22 protein-coding genes are annotated in these 14,212 nt (G+C 39.9%); 3 read left to right on the forward strand and 19 right to left on the reverse strand.

The window, feature by feature from the left end:
• Positions 1 to 33: 33 nt before the first annotated feature.
• Entirely contained in the window at positions 34 to 1,077 is a 1,044-nt protein-coding gene (locus QOX35_RS00825) for a lysylphosphatidylglycerol synthase transmembrane domain-containing protein (protein WP_283685419.1), read from the reverse strand.
• A gap of 99 nt (positions 1,078 to 1,176) precedes the next feature.
• On the opposite strand from QOX35_RS00825, the gene QOX35_RS00830 reads away from it, so the two are divergent.
• The 3 genes from QOX35_RS00830 to pbpC are packed head-to-tail and all read left to right on the forward strand — an operon-like array spanning position 1,177 to position 4,506.
• A complete protein-coding gene (locus QOX35_RS00830; RefSeq protein ID WP_228093887.1) occupies positions 1,177 to 1,605 on the forward strand; it encodes a C-GCAxxG-C-C family protein in 429 nt (142 codons plus the stop codon).
• Positions 1,602 to 2,120: a GNAT family N-acetyltransferase gene (locus QOX35_RS00835; protein ID WP_283685420.1), complete on the forward strand. Its 519-nt coding sequence runs from the start codon at positions 1,602 to 1,604 to the stop codon at positions 2,118 to 2,120. The genes QOX35_RS00830 and QOX35_RS00835 overlap by 4 nt, the downstream gene beginning before the upstream one ends.
• Positions 2,113 to 4,506 (forward strand): penicillin-binding protein 1C, encoded by a 2,394-nt coding sequence (pbpC, locus tag QOX35_RS00840; RefSeq protein ID WP_283685421.1) that lies wholly within the window; start codon positions 2,113 to 2,115, stop codon positions 4,504 to 4,506. The genes QOX35_RS00835 and pbpC overlap by 8 nt, the downstream gene beginning before the upstream one ends.
• Positions 4,507 to 4,795: 289 nt before the next feature.
• Here pbpC and rplQ read toward each other — a convergent pair whose 3' ends face one another.
• The 18 genes from rplQ to rplX all read right to left on the reverse strand — a co-directional run bounded on the left by rplQ (position 4,796) and on the right by rplX (position 14,202).
• Positions 4,796 to 5,410: a 50S ribosomal protein L17 gene (gene rplQ, locus QOX35_RS00845; RefSeq protein WP_135105523.1), complete on the reverse strand. Its 615-nt coding sequence runs from the start codon at positions 5,408 to 5,410 to the stop codon at positions 4,796 to 4,798.
• A gap of 8 nt (positions 5,411 to 5,418) precedes the next feature.
• On the reverse strand, positions 5,419 to 6,411 hold the full coding sequence (locus QOX35_RS00850; protein WP_006841811.1) for a DNA-directed RNA polymerase subunit alpha: 993 nt from the start codon (positions 6,409 to 6,411) through the stop codon (positions 5,419 to 5,421).
• 8 nt (positions 6,412 to 6,419) lie between these two features.
• Positions 6,420 to 7,028 (reverse strand): 30S ribosomal protein S4, encoded by a 609-nt coding sequence (gene rpsD, locus QOX35_RS00855; RefSeq protein WP_006841810.1) that lies wholly within the window; start codon positions 7,026 to 7,028, stop codon positions 6,420 to 6,422.
• A 105-nt stretch (positions 7,029 to 7,133) separates the two neighbouring features.
• Entirely contained in the window at positions 7,134 to 7,523 is a 390-nt protein-coding gene (gene rpsK, locus QOX35_RS00860) for a 30S ribosomal protein S11 (RefSeq protein WP_006841809.1), read from the reverse strand.
• 10 nt (positions 7,524 to 7,533) lie between these two features.
• Positions 7,534 to 7,914, reverse strand: a complete 381-nt coding sequence (rpsM, locus tag QOX35_RS00865; protein ID WP_135105522.1) for a 30S ribosomal protein S13 — start codon at positions 7,912 to 7,914, stop codon at positions 7,534 to 7,536.
• 33 nt (positions 7,915 to 7,947) lie between these two features.
• On the reverse strand, positions 7,948 to 8,064 hold the full coding sequence (ykgO, locus tag QOX35_RS00870; RefSeq protein WP_006841807.1) for a type B 50S ribosomal protein L36: 117 nt from the start codon (positions 8,062 to 8,064) through the stop codon (positions 7,948 to 7,950).
• Positions 8,065 to 8,078: 14 nt separating this feature from the next.
• On the reverse strand, positions 8,079 to 8,297 hold the full coding sequence (gene infA / locus QOX35_RS00875; protein ID WP_006841806.1) for a translation initiation factor IF-1: 219 nt from the start codon (positions 8,295 to 8,297) through the stop codon (positions 8,079 to 8,081).
• A gap of 18 nt (positions 8,298 to 8,315) precedes the next feature.
• Positions 8,316 to 9,116, reverse strand: coding sequence for a type I methionyl aminopeptidase (gene map, locus QOX35_RS00880; protein WP_283685422.1), 801 nt, complete (start codon positions 9,114 to 9,116; stop codon positions 8,316 to 8,318).
• Positions 9,117 to 9,128: 12 nt separating this feature from the next.
• A complete protein-coding gene (secY, locus tag QOX35_RS00885) occupies positions 9,129 to 10,445 on the reverse strand; it encodes a preprotein translocase subunit SecY (protein WP_135105520.1) in 1,317 nt (438 codons plus the stop codon).
• 1 nt (position 10,446) lies between these two features.
• Positions 10,447 to 10,896: a 50S ribosomal protein L15 gene (gene rplO / locus QOX35_RS00890; protein WP_135105519.1), complete on the reverse strand. Its 450-nt coding sequence runs from the start codon at positions 10,894 to 10,896 to the stop codon at positions 10,447 to 10,449.
• Positions 10,897 to 10,927: 31 nt separating this feature from the next.
• Complete coding sequence (gene rpmD, locus QOX35_RS00895) at positions 10,928 to 11,104, reverse strand: 50S ribosomal protein L30 (protein ID WP_135105518.1); 177 nt, start codon at positions 11,102 to 11,104, stop codon at positions 10,928 to 10,930.
• 20 nt (positions 11,105 to 11,124) lie between these two features.
• Positions 11,125 to 11,643 carry a 30S ribosomal protein S5 gene (gene rpsE, locus QOX35_RS00900; RefSeq protein WP_006841801.1) on the reverse strand — a complete coding sequence of 173 codons (519 nt, stop codon included), beginning with the start codon at positions 11,641 to 11,643 and terminating at the stop codon, positions 11,125 to 11,127.
• A gap of 5 nt (positions 11,644 to 11,648) precedes the next feature.
• Positions 11,649 to 11,993 (reverse strand): 50S ribosomal protein L18, encoded by a 345-nt coding sequence (rplR, locus tag QOX35_RS00905; protein ID WP_135105517.1) that lies wholly within the window; start codon positions 11,991 to 11,993, stop codon positions 11,649 to 11,651.
• Positions 11,994 to 12,012: 19 nt separating this feature from the next.
• Positions 12,013 to 12,567: a 50S ribosomal protein L6 gene (gene rplF, locus QOX35_RS00910; protein ID WP_135105516.1), complete on the reverse strand. Its 555-nt coding sequence runs from the start codon at positions 12,565 to 12,567 to the stop codon at positions 12,013 to 12,015.
• Positions 12,568 to 12,589: 22 nt separating this feature from the next.
• Positions 12,590 to 12,985, reverse strand: a complete 396-nt coding sequence (rpsH, locus tag QOX35_RS00915) for a 30S ribosomal protein S8 (RefSeq protein WP_135105515.1) — start codon at positions 12,983 to 12,985, stop codon at positions 12,590 to 12,592.
• A 65-nt stretch (positions 12,986 to 13,050) separates the two neighbouring features.
• Entirely contained in the window at positions 13,051 to 13,320 is a 270-nt protein-coding gene (gene rpsN / locus QOX35_RS00920; protein WP_135105514.1) for a 30S ribosomal protein S14, read from the reverse strand.
• Position 13,321: 1 nt separating this feature from the next.
• Positions 13,322 to 13,885, reverse strand: a complete 564-nt coding sequence (rplE, locus tag QOX35_RS00925; RefSeq protein WP_006841796.1) for a 50S ribosomal protein L5 — start codon at positions 13,883 to 13,885, stop codon at positions 13,322 to 13,324.
• Positions 13,885 to 14,202, reverse strand: a complete 318-nt coding sequence (gene rplX / locus QOX35_RS00930; RefSeq protein WP_006841795.1) for a 50S ribosomal protein L24 — start codon at positions 14,200 to 14,202, stop codon at positions 13,885 to 13,887. The genes rplE and rplX overlap by 1 nt, the downstream gene beginning before the upstream one ends.
• Positions 14,203 to 14,212 lie beyond the last annotated feature (10 nt).

Below are 14,212 nucleotides of genomic sequence, written 5' to 3' on the forward strand. Positions count from 1 at the left end.
TGAAGTCTGAAATAATAAATATTGTAAAGAGATTTAGTTCTCTTCCTTTTCTTGTTGTTTTCCAAAAGATTTCTTCACCCACCGAGGAACAATCAATGCCCCCACCAACAGGTAATTATAATAGGTAAGCAATCGCCACAAGAGGATCATCAACGGCACAACCCCTACTAATGGTATAAATTCGCTCAGGTATTCTTTAAAGATAAACTCACTGAAACCGCTTCCTCCGGGTGTAGGACTTACTACCATCATAATCCACATCACAAACTGGCGGGCAAAGATAAGCAGGTTGTCATGCACAGTAAAGAATGCCATAAAGATAGCATTGACTACCAGGTATCGTGAACCCCAAGACAAGATGGTAGCGAGTATCAGAGGCCACCAAAAAGAGATGCCTTTTCCTCTTATTTCTCTCGAACTAATAACGAGATCATCGCCCGCCTTCACTGCAGTTTTGTGCCATCGCCTCAAAAAAGGCAATCGAAAGAACTTAATAATAAGCCAGCGTATTGCCTGAGGTCTAAAAAACAGCCCAATTATCAGCAGTGTACACAGAATCATTTTTATAAGATAAGCAACTGCAAACAAAGCTAATACTCCGTTACCAAGGGCCGAATGATCGGAAAATAAAGTATCGAAAGGGATAAAAAGAAGTAGAATAGGAAATGTAACAACAAAGTACATTTCGTCGAGCAACAACGTAACAAAAACCATTGCCGTACTTCGCCCGACAGGAATTTTCTCTTTTGTCAAGAAAACAACAGCCATTGTAGAACCACCTACTACCGAAGGTGTTATTGCCGAACCGAATTCAGCCAATAGAGTGACTTTGATACATTGCATCCACGACAATTGTTTTTCGGTAAGATAGCGATAACGGATTGTAAAGCCGATATCACGCCCCAACATAAAACAAAAGGCAATACATATCCAGAATACAGTATGTTCTGTAATGGATATCTGTTTGAGATCAGACATATCAAACTCGCGGCTAAGCATGTATATGATAACTCCTATACCGATGAAGGTAGGGAGCAATATCTTCCATATACTAAATCCTTGAGATTCTTTTTCCATATTTAAAATCTGAAAACGTACAAAAATAAGAAAACATTTCGTCTTTTTCTTTTCTTTCGTACATTTACATAGCCGAACTCTTAATAACAAATGAACGATATGCAAAACAGAGTAGAAAAAGCAATCGCTTTATTCAACAGCGGTTATAATTGCGCTCAAGCTGTTTTTACAGCTTATGCGGATATATATGGTATCGATCCTGAAACAGCTCTGAAACTATCCTGTACATTCGGAGGCGGAATGGCCGGTACTCGCGAAATGTGCGGAGCTGTATCCGCCATGACAATGATAGCCGGGCTGGAGACAGGAACGGCAAAAGCCAACGATCAGGAAGGGAAACAATATTCATTTGATAAGGCACAATACCTAATGAATGAATTTAAGAAAGAAAACAAATCAGTCATCTGTCAGAATCTCTTACTCGAATTGGAGAAAGAACCCGAACCTGCCGATGGTAAAAAACGATGTTCTAAATTCATTAAGTTATCCGCCGAACTTATCGAAGAACATTTAATCAGAAAGAAATGAATTTTGCTCTACACTCGGAAAGGATAAAACTAAGAGCAATCTTAAAAACCGATACTGAGGCCATATACAATTATCGCTCGTTACCCGAAGTTGCCAAATATCAATATTGGGAACCTTTTACCATGGAACAAGCACACGATTTTGTCAGCCGATGCTGTAATCCTGATTTGGACGAAGAAGATCAATGGATAGGCTTGGCTATCGTGTATCAGGGAAAAGTGATAGGTGATTGCGCTTTCAAGATTAGCGAAAATATAGCAGAAGTCGGTTGCAATATTTCGCCCGAGTATCAGGGTATGGGGCTCGCAAGAGAATCATTGAGCATTCTTATTCGTTATTTCCTTAAAAATAAAGATATAAAAGAAATAATAGGGATCACTGATTCAAGAAATATCGCTTCTGTCAGGTTGATGCAATCGTTGGGTATGGTTAAAGTTCCGGACTTCGAAACCCGGCTAGTTTGCAAAGGCGAAGATTGCATCGAACACAAATATGCTATAAGAATACATGATTGAACAATATATACAAAAGAGCAAAGCTTTTATTTTCCGCTTATGGGAGAAGTATAAAGGAGCAAAAAAGAAATACCAAATAGGGATTCCCATTTGTCTCATTCTTCTTGTGTGGTATATATTTTGTTTACCTTCTCCACTATTCCATGTACCATATAGTACAGTTGTATCCGACAGGCACGAAGAGCTACTTGGCGCACGTATTGCAGACGATCAGCAATGGCGTTTTCCCACAAGCGATTCTATCCCTGAAAAATACAAGATCTGCCTGATAGAGTTCGAAGATCAACACTTTCATGCACATTGGGGAGTAAACCCTTTAGCAATAGCACGTGCTATAAAACAGAATATCAGCAGCGGAAAAATCAGGAGCGGAGCAAGTACCATCACCATGCAAACTATCCGTCTATCGCGGAAAGAGAATCGTACATTCGGAGAGAAGTTTATAGAGATGATATTGGCTACACGACTCGAATTTTCATACTCCAAAGACGAGATACTCAATCTGTATGCATCTCATGCTCCGATGGGAGGAAATGTGGTAGGAATTGACGCTGCATCGTGGCGATACTTCGGACATCAGGCGGCAACACTATCATGGGCAGAAGCAGCAACCCTCGCCGTGCTCCCCAATTCTCCGAGCCTGATGCACTTCGGTAAAAACAGAGATAAGCTTCTGAACAAAAGAAACAAGTTACTGGAAACACTTCATCAGCGAGGTATTATAGAGAAAATAGACTACGAACTGGCAGTGGGCGAACCCTTACCCTTTCAGCCTTATGCACTACCCCAGATAACACCGCACCTCGTTACCCGCATATACAAAGAGGATGGAGGTAAACATATAACAACGACCATAGATAAATACCAACAGGAACAGACAGAATCTATCCTTAACCGCTGGAATGCAGAATTTGCCCAAAATGGAATTAAAAATATAGCAGCAATAGTTTTCGATGTAGAAAAGAATGAGGTTGTCGCCTATTGCGGGAACGTTGACTTCGAGAAGGATATCTCCGCCAATCAGGTAGACATTATACAAGCGCCTCGCAGTACAGGCAGTATACTCAAGCCTTTTCTCTATTGTGCTATGTTGCAAGAGGGAGAATTACTCCCCAATCAACTCCTACCCGACATACCGATCAATATAGGAGGGTTTGCGCCCAAGAACTTCAGCTTGCAATACGATGGAGCCGTTTATGCCTCCGAGGCTCTTGCACGCTCCCTAAATGTCCCGTTTGTAGTATCCCTTCGCAACTATAGCATACCCAAATTCTATAACCTGCTAAAAAAAGCGGGGATGACTACACTCAACCGTTCTGCCGACAATTATGGTCTGTCTCTTATATTAGGCGGTGCTGAAGGGAAACTATGGGATATAAGCTCTATGTACTTGAATATGGCGCAGCAATTAAACTTCTATAATGAGGAGGGCAGATATTATGAAATGGGTCAACCCTCTTATATACTGAATAAAAATAATGGAGAGAAAGGCGATCGTATTAGGAATCCGTTATTTTCGGCAGGAGCAATCTGGCAAACATTCGATGCACTGACAAACCTAAACCGCCCCGAAGAAATAGACTGGCGGTCGATACCATCTATACAAAAAATAGCATGGAAAACGGGAACCAGCTTTGGATTTCGTGACGGATGGGCTGTGGGCGTAAATCCCAAATATGTAGTTGGCGTCTGGGTTGGAAATTCTGACGGAGAAGGACGCCCCGGGCTAACAGGTGCTCGTACTGCGGGCATGGTGATGTTCGACATATTCAGTTCATTACCGCAAAGCCGTTGGTTCGAAAGACCTGATCGAGATCTTGTAAGAGCAGAGATATGCCACGAAAGTGGATTCTTGAAAAGCATGAATTGCCCCGAAACAGAAATAGATACGATGTGGATTTGTAAAAAAGGACTGGAAGCAAAGCCATGCCCATATCATAAACTTGTCCACCTATCGGAGGATATGCGTTATCAGGTTTACGAAAACTGCGCAGGCAGTAGAGGTATTATACATACATCGTGGTTCATTCTGCCGCCATCGTGGGAATGGTACTACAAAGAGCAACACCCTTCTTATCGTTCCCTACCTCCTTATTCTCCCGAATGCATCAAAGATTCGGATGTAAAACCTATGGAGTTTATTTATCCTTTCCCTAATGCCCTTATTTCGCTACCTAAACAGTTGGATGGCTCTCCCGGACAACTTGTATTTGAGCTGGCTCACAGAAATCCTCAGAGCCGTGTGTTCTGGCATCTTGATGGGCAATATATAGGAGAGACTGAAATCTTTCACAAAAAAGAATATATTCCGGAAAAAGGAGAGCATACTTTGACCGTAGTAGACGATACCGGAGCTAGTCTTTCCACAAAATTCACAATAAAATAAAAAAATAAATACACCACAAAAAACCTATACAACAATCAGTTATATAATTAAATGAAAAATATTTTATTTTTTACAGCATTTCTATGCAACGTTTTTAAAAGAAATGCATCTTTATAATATATTTTTTTAGAGACTTCTCAGCCTTCATACAAAACACAGTGTACAAAAACTATATTAAAAAGAAATCGCAATTTAAAATATGCCCATATTAAAAACTGCGATTTAAAAAATAAAAAAAGTATCTGGAACCCCAGATACTTTTTTTTCTTTTATATAAAAGAGTAATTTCTTACTCTTCTTCTTTTTTAGGTTCTTCTGCAACCGGAGCTTCTGGCGCAGCAGTTTCTTCAACTACCGGCAAAGTTTCTGGTGCAACTTCCAAAGCTTCTACTTCTTCAGCTTTTTCTACCTTTTCTGCTTTTTCAGCTTTCGCTTTTTTTGCAGTTTCTTTAGCTTCTACAGCAGGAGCATCATCCTCTTTTTTCTTCGAACGACGAGTTCTACCTTTAGATGCAGCTTTCTTCTCTTTCAACATGTTTTCGTTATAGTCTACTAATTCGATAAAACACATTGAAGCATTGTCACCTAAACGATTACCTGTCTTGATGATACGTGTATAACCTCCCGGACGGTCGGCTATCTTCTGCGAGATATTTTGGAACAGTTCTGTCACAGCAGCTTTGCTCTGAAGTTCCTGAAAAACCAAACGTCTCGATTGAGTTGTATCTTCTTTTGACTTAGTAATAATAGGCTCAACCACTTTTCTCAAAGCTTTCGCCTTTGCTACAGTCGTAAAGATGCGCTTATTAGGACTAAGTAACAAAGAAGTACACATATTGGATAACATCGCATTTCTGTGTGCACTTTTACGTCCTAAATGATTAATTTTTTTATTATGTCTCATGTCGCTTATTAATCTTTATCTAATTTATATTTAGAAATATCCATACCGAATGAAAGGCTCAGGCTATCCAATAACTCATCAAGCTCGGTAAGCGATTTTTTACCGAAGTTTCTGAATTTAAGAAGGTCATTCTTATTGAACTGAACCAATTCGCCAAGTGTTTCCACTTCTGCTGACTTCAGACAGTTAAGTGCACGAACCGAAAGGTTCATATCAGATAACTTAGTCTTAAGCAACTGGCGCATATGCAGGATTTCTTCATCAAACTCTTCGTTACCATCTACTTCGTTTTGTTCAAGAAGAATCTTTTCGTCAGAGAACAACATAAAGTGATGGATAAGGATTTTAGCTGCTTCTTTCAAAGCATCTTTTGGATGAATAGACCCGTCGGTTGCTATTTCTATTACTAATTTCTCATAGTCCGTTTTCTGCTCTACACGATAGTTTTCTATCGCATATTTTACATTACGGATGGGAGTATAAATAGAATCGATAGCTATAACATTAACATCGTCGGACAGACTACGATTTTCATCAGCAGGTACATACCCACGGCCTTTGTTAATATTCAATTCTATTTGGAAGCTTGCACTTTTGTCTAAGTGACAAATTACAAGATCAGGGTTTAATACTTCAAATCCTGACAGATGCTTCCCTATATCTCCAGCTTTGAATACTTCGGTACCTGAGACAGTAATACTTACCTTTTCTGTTTCAATCTCTTCTACGATTTGCTTGAATCGAACTTGTTTCAAGTTCAATATTATATTCGTTACATCTTCTATAACACCCGGTACGGTTGCAAATTCATGTTCGACACCGTCGATTTTTATAGAAGTGATAGCAAAACCTTCAAGAGATGAAAGCAGAATACGGCGTAAAGCATTACCCACGGTAATACCATACCCGGGTTCTAACGGACGAAATTCGAATTTTCCGAAGAAATCATCCGCTTCTAACATCAATACTTTATCCGGTTTTTGAAATGCTAATATAGCCATGAATTTAATTAATTTTTAGAATACAACTCTACGATCAACTGTTCTTTAATGTTTTCAGGGATATCCGCTCTTTCAGGAAGATGTAAGAATTTTCCTGTCATCGTAGCTTGATCCCACTCGATCCAAGGGTATTTGCTATGGTTAAAACCAGATAGTGCTTCGCCTACTACTTCAAGTGATTTTGATTTTTCGCGAACACCTACCAATTGGCCTGGTTTTAGTGAATATGAAGGAATATTTACCACAGATCCGTCTACTACAATATGACGGTGAGAAACAAGCTGACGTGCTGCTGCTCTTGTCGGAGCTATTCCTAGACGGAATACAACATTATCTAATCTTGATTCTAACATCTGAAGTAATACTTCCCCTGTGATTCCACGTGAAGCAAGAGCTCTGTCAAACATATTACGGAACTGTCTTTCGAGTACTCCGTATGTATATTTTGCTTTTTGCTTTTCACGTAATTGAATACCGTACTCGGACGATTTCTTTTTTCTTCCGTTACCATGTTGTCCCGGAGGATAGTTCTTTTTTGAGAGAACTTTGTCAGGTCCGAATATTGGCTCTCCGAATTTACGGGCGATTTTTGATTTTGGTCCAGTATATCTTGCCATTTTCTTTCTAATTAATAATGAAATGAAGCTAAAATTGTGCAGCCGCGACTACAGAGAGGGTTTTTGTAATCAAATCACAATTTAAGATCCAATTTTTAAATTTGATTAAACTCTTCTGTGTTTTGGAGGACGACATCCGTTGTGAGGAAGTGGAGTAACGTCAACGATTTCTGTTACTTCGATTCCTGCTGCGTGGATAGTACGGATAGCAGACTCACGTCCGTTGCCCGGTCCTTTTACGTATACTTTCACCTTTCTTAGTCCAAGGTCAAATGCTACTTTAGCACAATCCTGTGCTGCCATCTGAGCTGCGTAAGGAGTGTTCTTTTTTGAGCTTCTGAAACCCATCTTCCCTGCCGATGACCAGCTGATAACCTGCCCATCATTGTTTGTAAGCGATATAATGATATTGTTGAAAGAAGAATGCACATGAGCCTGGCCAATTGCATCCACCTTAACATTTCTCTTTTTCGCTGCGACTGTTTTTTTTGCCATATCAAATTAATTATTTTGTAGCTTTTTTCTTGTTAGCAACAGTTTTCTTTCTACCCTTACGTGTACGGGCGTTGTTCTTAGTACTTTGACCTCTCAATGGTAAACCGATACGATGACGGATACCTCTGTAACAACCTATATCCATCAATCGCTTGATGTTTAGTTGTACTTCCGAACGCAAGTCTCCTTCTACTTTAAACTGAGCAGCGATGATTTCACGCACAGCTCCGGCCTGATCATCGTTCCAGTCTTTTACCTTGATATCTTTATCAATACCTGCTTCAGCAAGGATTTTGTTAGCAGAGCTACGTCCGATACCATAAATGTATGTCAAGGCAATCTCGCCTCTCTTATTTTGTGGTAAATCGACCCCAACTATTCTTATTGCCATATATTTTTTAGATTAATTTGCAAAATTAATAAATTATCCCTGACGTTGTTTGAACTTAGGATTTTTTTTGTTAATCACGTATAAGCGACCTTTTCTTCTGACAATCTTGCAGTCAGCAGTACGCTTCTTAATTGATGCTCTTACTTTCATATCTTATGTTTTTTTTATTTGTATCTGAATGAAATCCGTCCTTTTGTTAAATCATAAGGAGACATCTCTACACGTACCTTATCTCCGGGAAGTATTTTAATGTAATGCATACGCATCTTTCCTGAGATATGTGCTGTGATTTCGTGACCGTTTTCGAGTTCTACACGAAACATAGCGTTTGATAGTGCTTCAACTATAACTCCGTCTTGTTCTATTGCCGATTGTTTAGCCATAAATAAATAAAAGGTTTTTTAAATTGCGTTACTTCCTAAAACAGCTTCAACAAATTCAAATGTAGATAATATGTCTGCTTTTCCCTGACGAATAGCGACTGTATGCTCAAAGTGAGCCGAAGGTTTACGGTCACGAGTTCTTATAGTCCACCCATCATTTTCGAAAACGACATTCTTGCTTCCCATATTAATCATCGGTTCTATGGCGATGCACATACCTTTTTTCAACAAAGGGCCTGTACCGCGTTTACCATAGTTAGGAACCTCGGGTGCTTCGTGCATCTTGCGACCTATACCATGTCCAACCAGTTCGCGAACGACCGAATAGCCACGTTTCTCGCAATATGTCTGCACAGCCTCACCGATATCTCCTATACGATTACCTTCTACAGCTTTTTCTATACCCAAATAAAGAGATTCTTTTGTTGTCCGCAACAAAGCTTTCACATCTTCCGCAACTTCTCCTACACAAAATGTATAGGCCGAATCGCCACAAAATCCGTTCTTCTCAGTACCGCAATCAACAGAGATCACATCTCCATCTTTAAGAATATAATCAGTAGGGAAACCGTGTACCACCTGATCGTTTACCGAAGCACATATAGCACCCGGAAAATCTACGGTTCCCGGAGCGCCCTTGTATCCTAAGAAAGAAGGGATTGCTCCGTGATCGTATATAAATTCTTTAGCAATTTTATCTAACTGAGCAGGAGTTACCCCCGGCTTAATATGTTTAGCTACCTCGCCCAGGGTCATACCCACCAGGCGGTTAGCTTCACGCATCAATTCAATTTCTTCGTCTGTTTTCAGGAATATCATTTATAAACCTCCTTAATAAGCTGCGATCGAACCCGAACGTCCTTTGATTCTACCAGATTTCAATAAGCCATCGTAATGTCTCATCAATAGGTGGCTCTCAATTTGTTGCAGTGTATCCAAAACAACTCCCACAAGAATCAGCAACGATGTTCCCCCAAAGAATTGAGAAAACTCACGGCTTACTCCAAAAGTACTTGCAAATGCAGGCATGATAGCAACCAATGCCAAGAATAATGATCCCGGGAATGTTATACGGGACATTATCGAGTCGATATAGTCTGCTGTCTTTTTGCCCGGTTTGATACCCGGAATGAAACCATTGTTGCGCTTCAGTTCATCTGCCATTTGCACCGGATTGATGGTAACAGCAGTATAGAACCATGTGAAAGCAATAATAAGTACGGCAAGTACAACATTGTATACTACACTTGTATGATCGGTAAAAGACCCTAGAAAACCTGTTTTATCGGTAGAGAATCCTGCAAACATAACAGGCACCATCATTATTGCCTGAGCAAAGATGATAGGCATTACGTTCGCTGCATTTACCTTAAGTGGAATATACTGACGAGCTCCGCCATATTGTTTGTTACCCACTACTCTCTTAGCATATTGAACCGGTATACGGCGAGTACCTTGTACCAGTAATATTGCTCCGCAAACAACCAGTAACAAAAATACTATTTCTGCCAAAAACATAACCAATCCTCCCGCAGGGTTGCTCAATCGGGAAGTAAATTCACCGATCAGCGCATGTGGAAGACGTGATATGATACCCACAAGGATAATGAAAGAAACACCATTACCTATACCTTTATCTGTGATACGCTCTCCTAACCATAGAACAAACATACTACCTCCCGCAAGAATAATTGTAGAAGGAATAAGAAAATCCCATGAAGAAGGGGCTGCAGGTCCTAACGCTCCCAACAGGTATGCAGGTCCTTGGAATACAAGGATTGCCACTGTCAGATAACGTGTATATTGGTTCATCTTGGTACGTCCGCTTTCGCCTTCTCTCTGCAACTTTTGAAAATATGGTATCGCGATACCCAACAATTGGATAACGATTGATGCCGAGATATAAGGCATGATACCTAATGCAAAGATCGACGCATTGGCAAATGCACCTCCCGAGAACATATCCAATATTCCGAGCAAACCTCCGGCAGTCATCGAATGCAAGTTTGCAAGCTGCTGAGGATCTACTCCGGGAAGGATGATGTGAACTCCGAAGCGATAGATCACTACGAAAAAGAAGGTGATGAGGAGCCTTTTTCTAAGGTCCTCAATCTTCCATATATTTTCCAGTGTTTTTACCAATCCCATCTTACTTCAGTTTTGTTACTGTTCCACCTATAGCCTCAATAGCTGCTTCTGCTGACTTAGAGAAGGCATGTGCTTCTACATCAACTTTAGCTGTAAGGGCTCCGTTTCCAAGTATCTTTACTAATTGATTACCTGATAGGAAACCGGCTTCGATCAATGTTTGAACATCGATCTTAGTAAGTTTCTTAGCATCAGCTAAACGTTGTAAAACATCCAGGTTGATAGCTTTGTATTCAACACGGTTAATGTTTTTGAAACCGAATTTAGGCAAACGACGTTGAATCGGCATCTGACCTCCTTCGAATCCAAACTTTCTGGAATAACCTGATCTGGACTTAGCTCCTTTATGACCTCTTGTGGAAGTACCACCTAAACCAGATCCGGTACCACGTCCGATTCTCTTTCCGGTTTTAGTTGATCCTTCAGCAGGTCTCATATTTGATAAACTCATATTTTATATTTTTTTATCTTACTAAACTAAATTACTCGACAACAGAAACCAGATGGCTCACCTTGTTGATCATACCTCTGATAGACGGTGTGTCTTCATGCTCTACAACACGATTCAACTTTCTAAGACCCAAAGCGTCTAATGTCATCTTTTGGTCTTTAGGACATTTGATTCTGCTCTTTACTTGTTTAATTTTAATTTTTGCCATAATAGTTTTTTCTTTGCAAATTAACCTTTAAACACTTTTTCCATAGAAATACCTCTATTCTGAGCTACAGTGTAAGCATCTCTCAATTCGCCCAAAGCTTCGATAGTAGCCTTCACAAGGTTGTGAGGGTTAGACGAACCTTTCGACTTAGCCAATACATCTGTTACTCCTACACTCTCAAGTACGGCACGCATCGCACCCCCTGCCTTAACCCCTGTACCGGGAGCAGCAGGACGAAGCATAACTTCAGATCCACCGAAACGAGCGATTTGCTCGTGAGGAACTGTTCCTTTAAGAATTGGAACTTTGATAAGGTTTTTCTTTGCAGCTTCAACTCCTTTAGCAATGGCTGTAGTTACTTCACCCGCTTTACCTAGGCCCCAGCCTACGATACCATCTTCATTACCTACAACTACGATAGCGGCAAAGCTGAATGTACGACCTCCCTTTGTTACTTTAGTAACACGGTTGATAGCTACTAGTCTATCTTTTAGCTCGATGTCGTTTGTCGATTTTACTCTATTGTTAACTCCTGCCATTTCTATTAAAATTTAAGTCCACCGTTACGGGCAGCATCTGCCAATTCTTTAATTCTACCATGATACAGGTAACCGTTACGGTCGAATACCACAGTTGTAATACCAGCTTCCTGAGCACTTTTAGCGATAAGTTCACCAACTTTAGCAGCTATTTCTTTTTTAGGAGCTTTCTCTGATATTTTCAGAGAAGATGCTGCCGCCAAAGTTTTACCTGTCAAATCGTCGATAACTTGCGCATAAATTTGCTTGTTGCTTCTGAATACAGTCAGGCGTGGACGTTCGCTTGTTCCGTGGATCTTGCCACGTACACGCATCTTTATTTTATTTCTTCTTTCTGTCTTTGTTACCATGATTACTACAGTTTATGAATTATTTACCTGCGGCCTTACCTGACTTGCGACGAATAACCTCACCAACAAAGCGTATACCTTTACCTTTGTAAGGTTCCGGTTTACGGAATGAGCGGATTTTTGCACAAATCTGACCAATCAGCTGTTTATCACAAGATTCTAGTATAATTAGAGGGTTTTTGTTTCTCTCCGATTTAGTTTCCAGTTTCACTTCAGGAGGCAACATCATGTGGATGTTGTGTGTAAATCCTAAAGATAATTCTAGAAGCTGATCTGCATTTGATGCACGATAACCAACCCCTACTAATTCCAACTCTTTGCGATATCCTTCAGAAACGCCAATAACCATGTTGTTAATCAATGATCTGTAAAGACCATGTAACGCACGATGAATTCTATCATCAGAAGGACGTGTCACAGACAACAATCCGTCTTCAACAGAGACTTTGATATCAGAATTAATTTCTTGCGATAGTTCCCCTTTAGGTCCTTTTACTGTAATTACGTTATCCTTGCCAACAGTAACTGTTACTCCGGCCGGAAGATTTACGGGTAATTTTCCTATTCTTGACATAACTTTCTATCCTCCCTCTTAATTAATAAACATAACACATTACTTCGCCACCAACTTTCAGTTCGCGAGCTTCCTTGTCTGTCATCACTCCTTTAGAGGTAGATACTACAGCTATACCGAGTCCGTTAAGGACACGAGGCATTTCTTTATACCCTACGTATTTACGTAGACCTGGAGACGATACGCGGATTAATTTCTTAATCGCGTTTACTTTATTTACCGGATCATACTTCAAGGCAATCTTAATTGAACCTTGAGGACCCTCGTCTACAAACTTATAATTAAGGATGTAGCCCTTTTCCATGAGAATTTTTGTAATTTCTCTCTTCAAATTTGACGCCGGAATTTCTACAACTCTGTGTCCAGCCATGATAGCGTTTCTAACACGCGTCAAATAATCTGCTATTGGATCTGTCATGTTTAAATTGATTTAAATTAATTCCGCAACCGGAACAATATTTAATTCTATACTAAAATAATTTCTTACCAACTTGCTTTTTTAACTCCCGGTATTAACCCCTTAGAAGCCATTTCCCTAAATTGGATACGGGAAATTCCAAACTGGCGAATATACCCTTTTGGACGACCTGTAAGGCTGCAACGATTGTGCAGACGTACAGGTGAAGCATTCTTAGGTAGAGCTTGTAGCGCTTCGTAATCGCCATCGGCTTTCAACTGCGCTCTTTTAGCTGCAAATTTAGCAACCAGTTTAGCTCTTTTTACCTCGCGAGCTTTCATTGATTCTTTTGCCATCTTATATCAATTCTTTTTTTGCGTTTTTAAATGGTAATCCGAACTCTCTAAGTAAAGCATAACCTTCTTCATCTGTTTTTGCAGAAGTTACAAAGGTAATATTCATTCCCAAAATACGGCTAATGTTGTCGATATTAATTTCCGGGAAGATAATTTGCTCTTCGATACCTAGTGTATAGTTTCCACGTCCGTCAAGCTTACTTTCGATACCTTTAAAGTCACGAATACGAGGAAGTGCTACACGTACAAGTCTTTCAAGGAATTCATACATCTTTTCGTTACGCAATGTTACCATTACGCCAATCGGCATCTTACGACGCAACTTAAAGTTAGAGATATCCTTTTTAGAGTATGTCGCAACAGCTTTTTGACCTGTGATGGTTGAGATTTCGTTAACTGCTGTTTCGATAATTTTCTTATCTGCAACTGCAAGACCAAGACCTTGGTTGATAACTATTTTCTTCAACACAGGCACCTGCATTGTTGACTTATAACCGAATTCTGTCATCAAAGAAGCAACAATACGGTCTTTATATTCAGTCTTAAGAGTTGTTGTATTGCTCATTATTTAATTTCCTCCCCTGATTTTTTAGCGTAACGTACTAGCTTACCATCTACTTCTTTACGGCCCACACGTGTAGGTTTTCCTGTTTTAGGGTCTACTACGTTCAGGTTAGAGATATGGATAGCAGCTTCTTTCTTTTCAATTCCTCCTTGAGGACTTTTAGCATTAGGCTTAGTATGTTTCGATACCATGTTAAGGCCTTCTACGATAGCGCGTTGTTTTTCTACAAAGACTCTCAACACACGACCGGTTTTTCCTTTATCGACACCAGTATTCACATAAACTATATCGCCTTTTTTGATATGTAATTTACTCATTGCTTTTTAG

Origin of the sequence: Dysgonomonas sp. Marseille-Q5470, assembly GCF_951230145.1 — a bacterium.
Classification (GTDB): domain Bacteria; phylum Bacteroidota; class Bacteroidia; order Bacteroidales; family Dysgonomonadaceae; genus Dysgonomonas.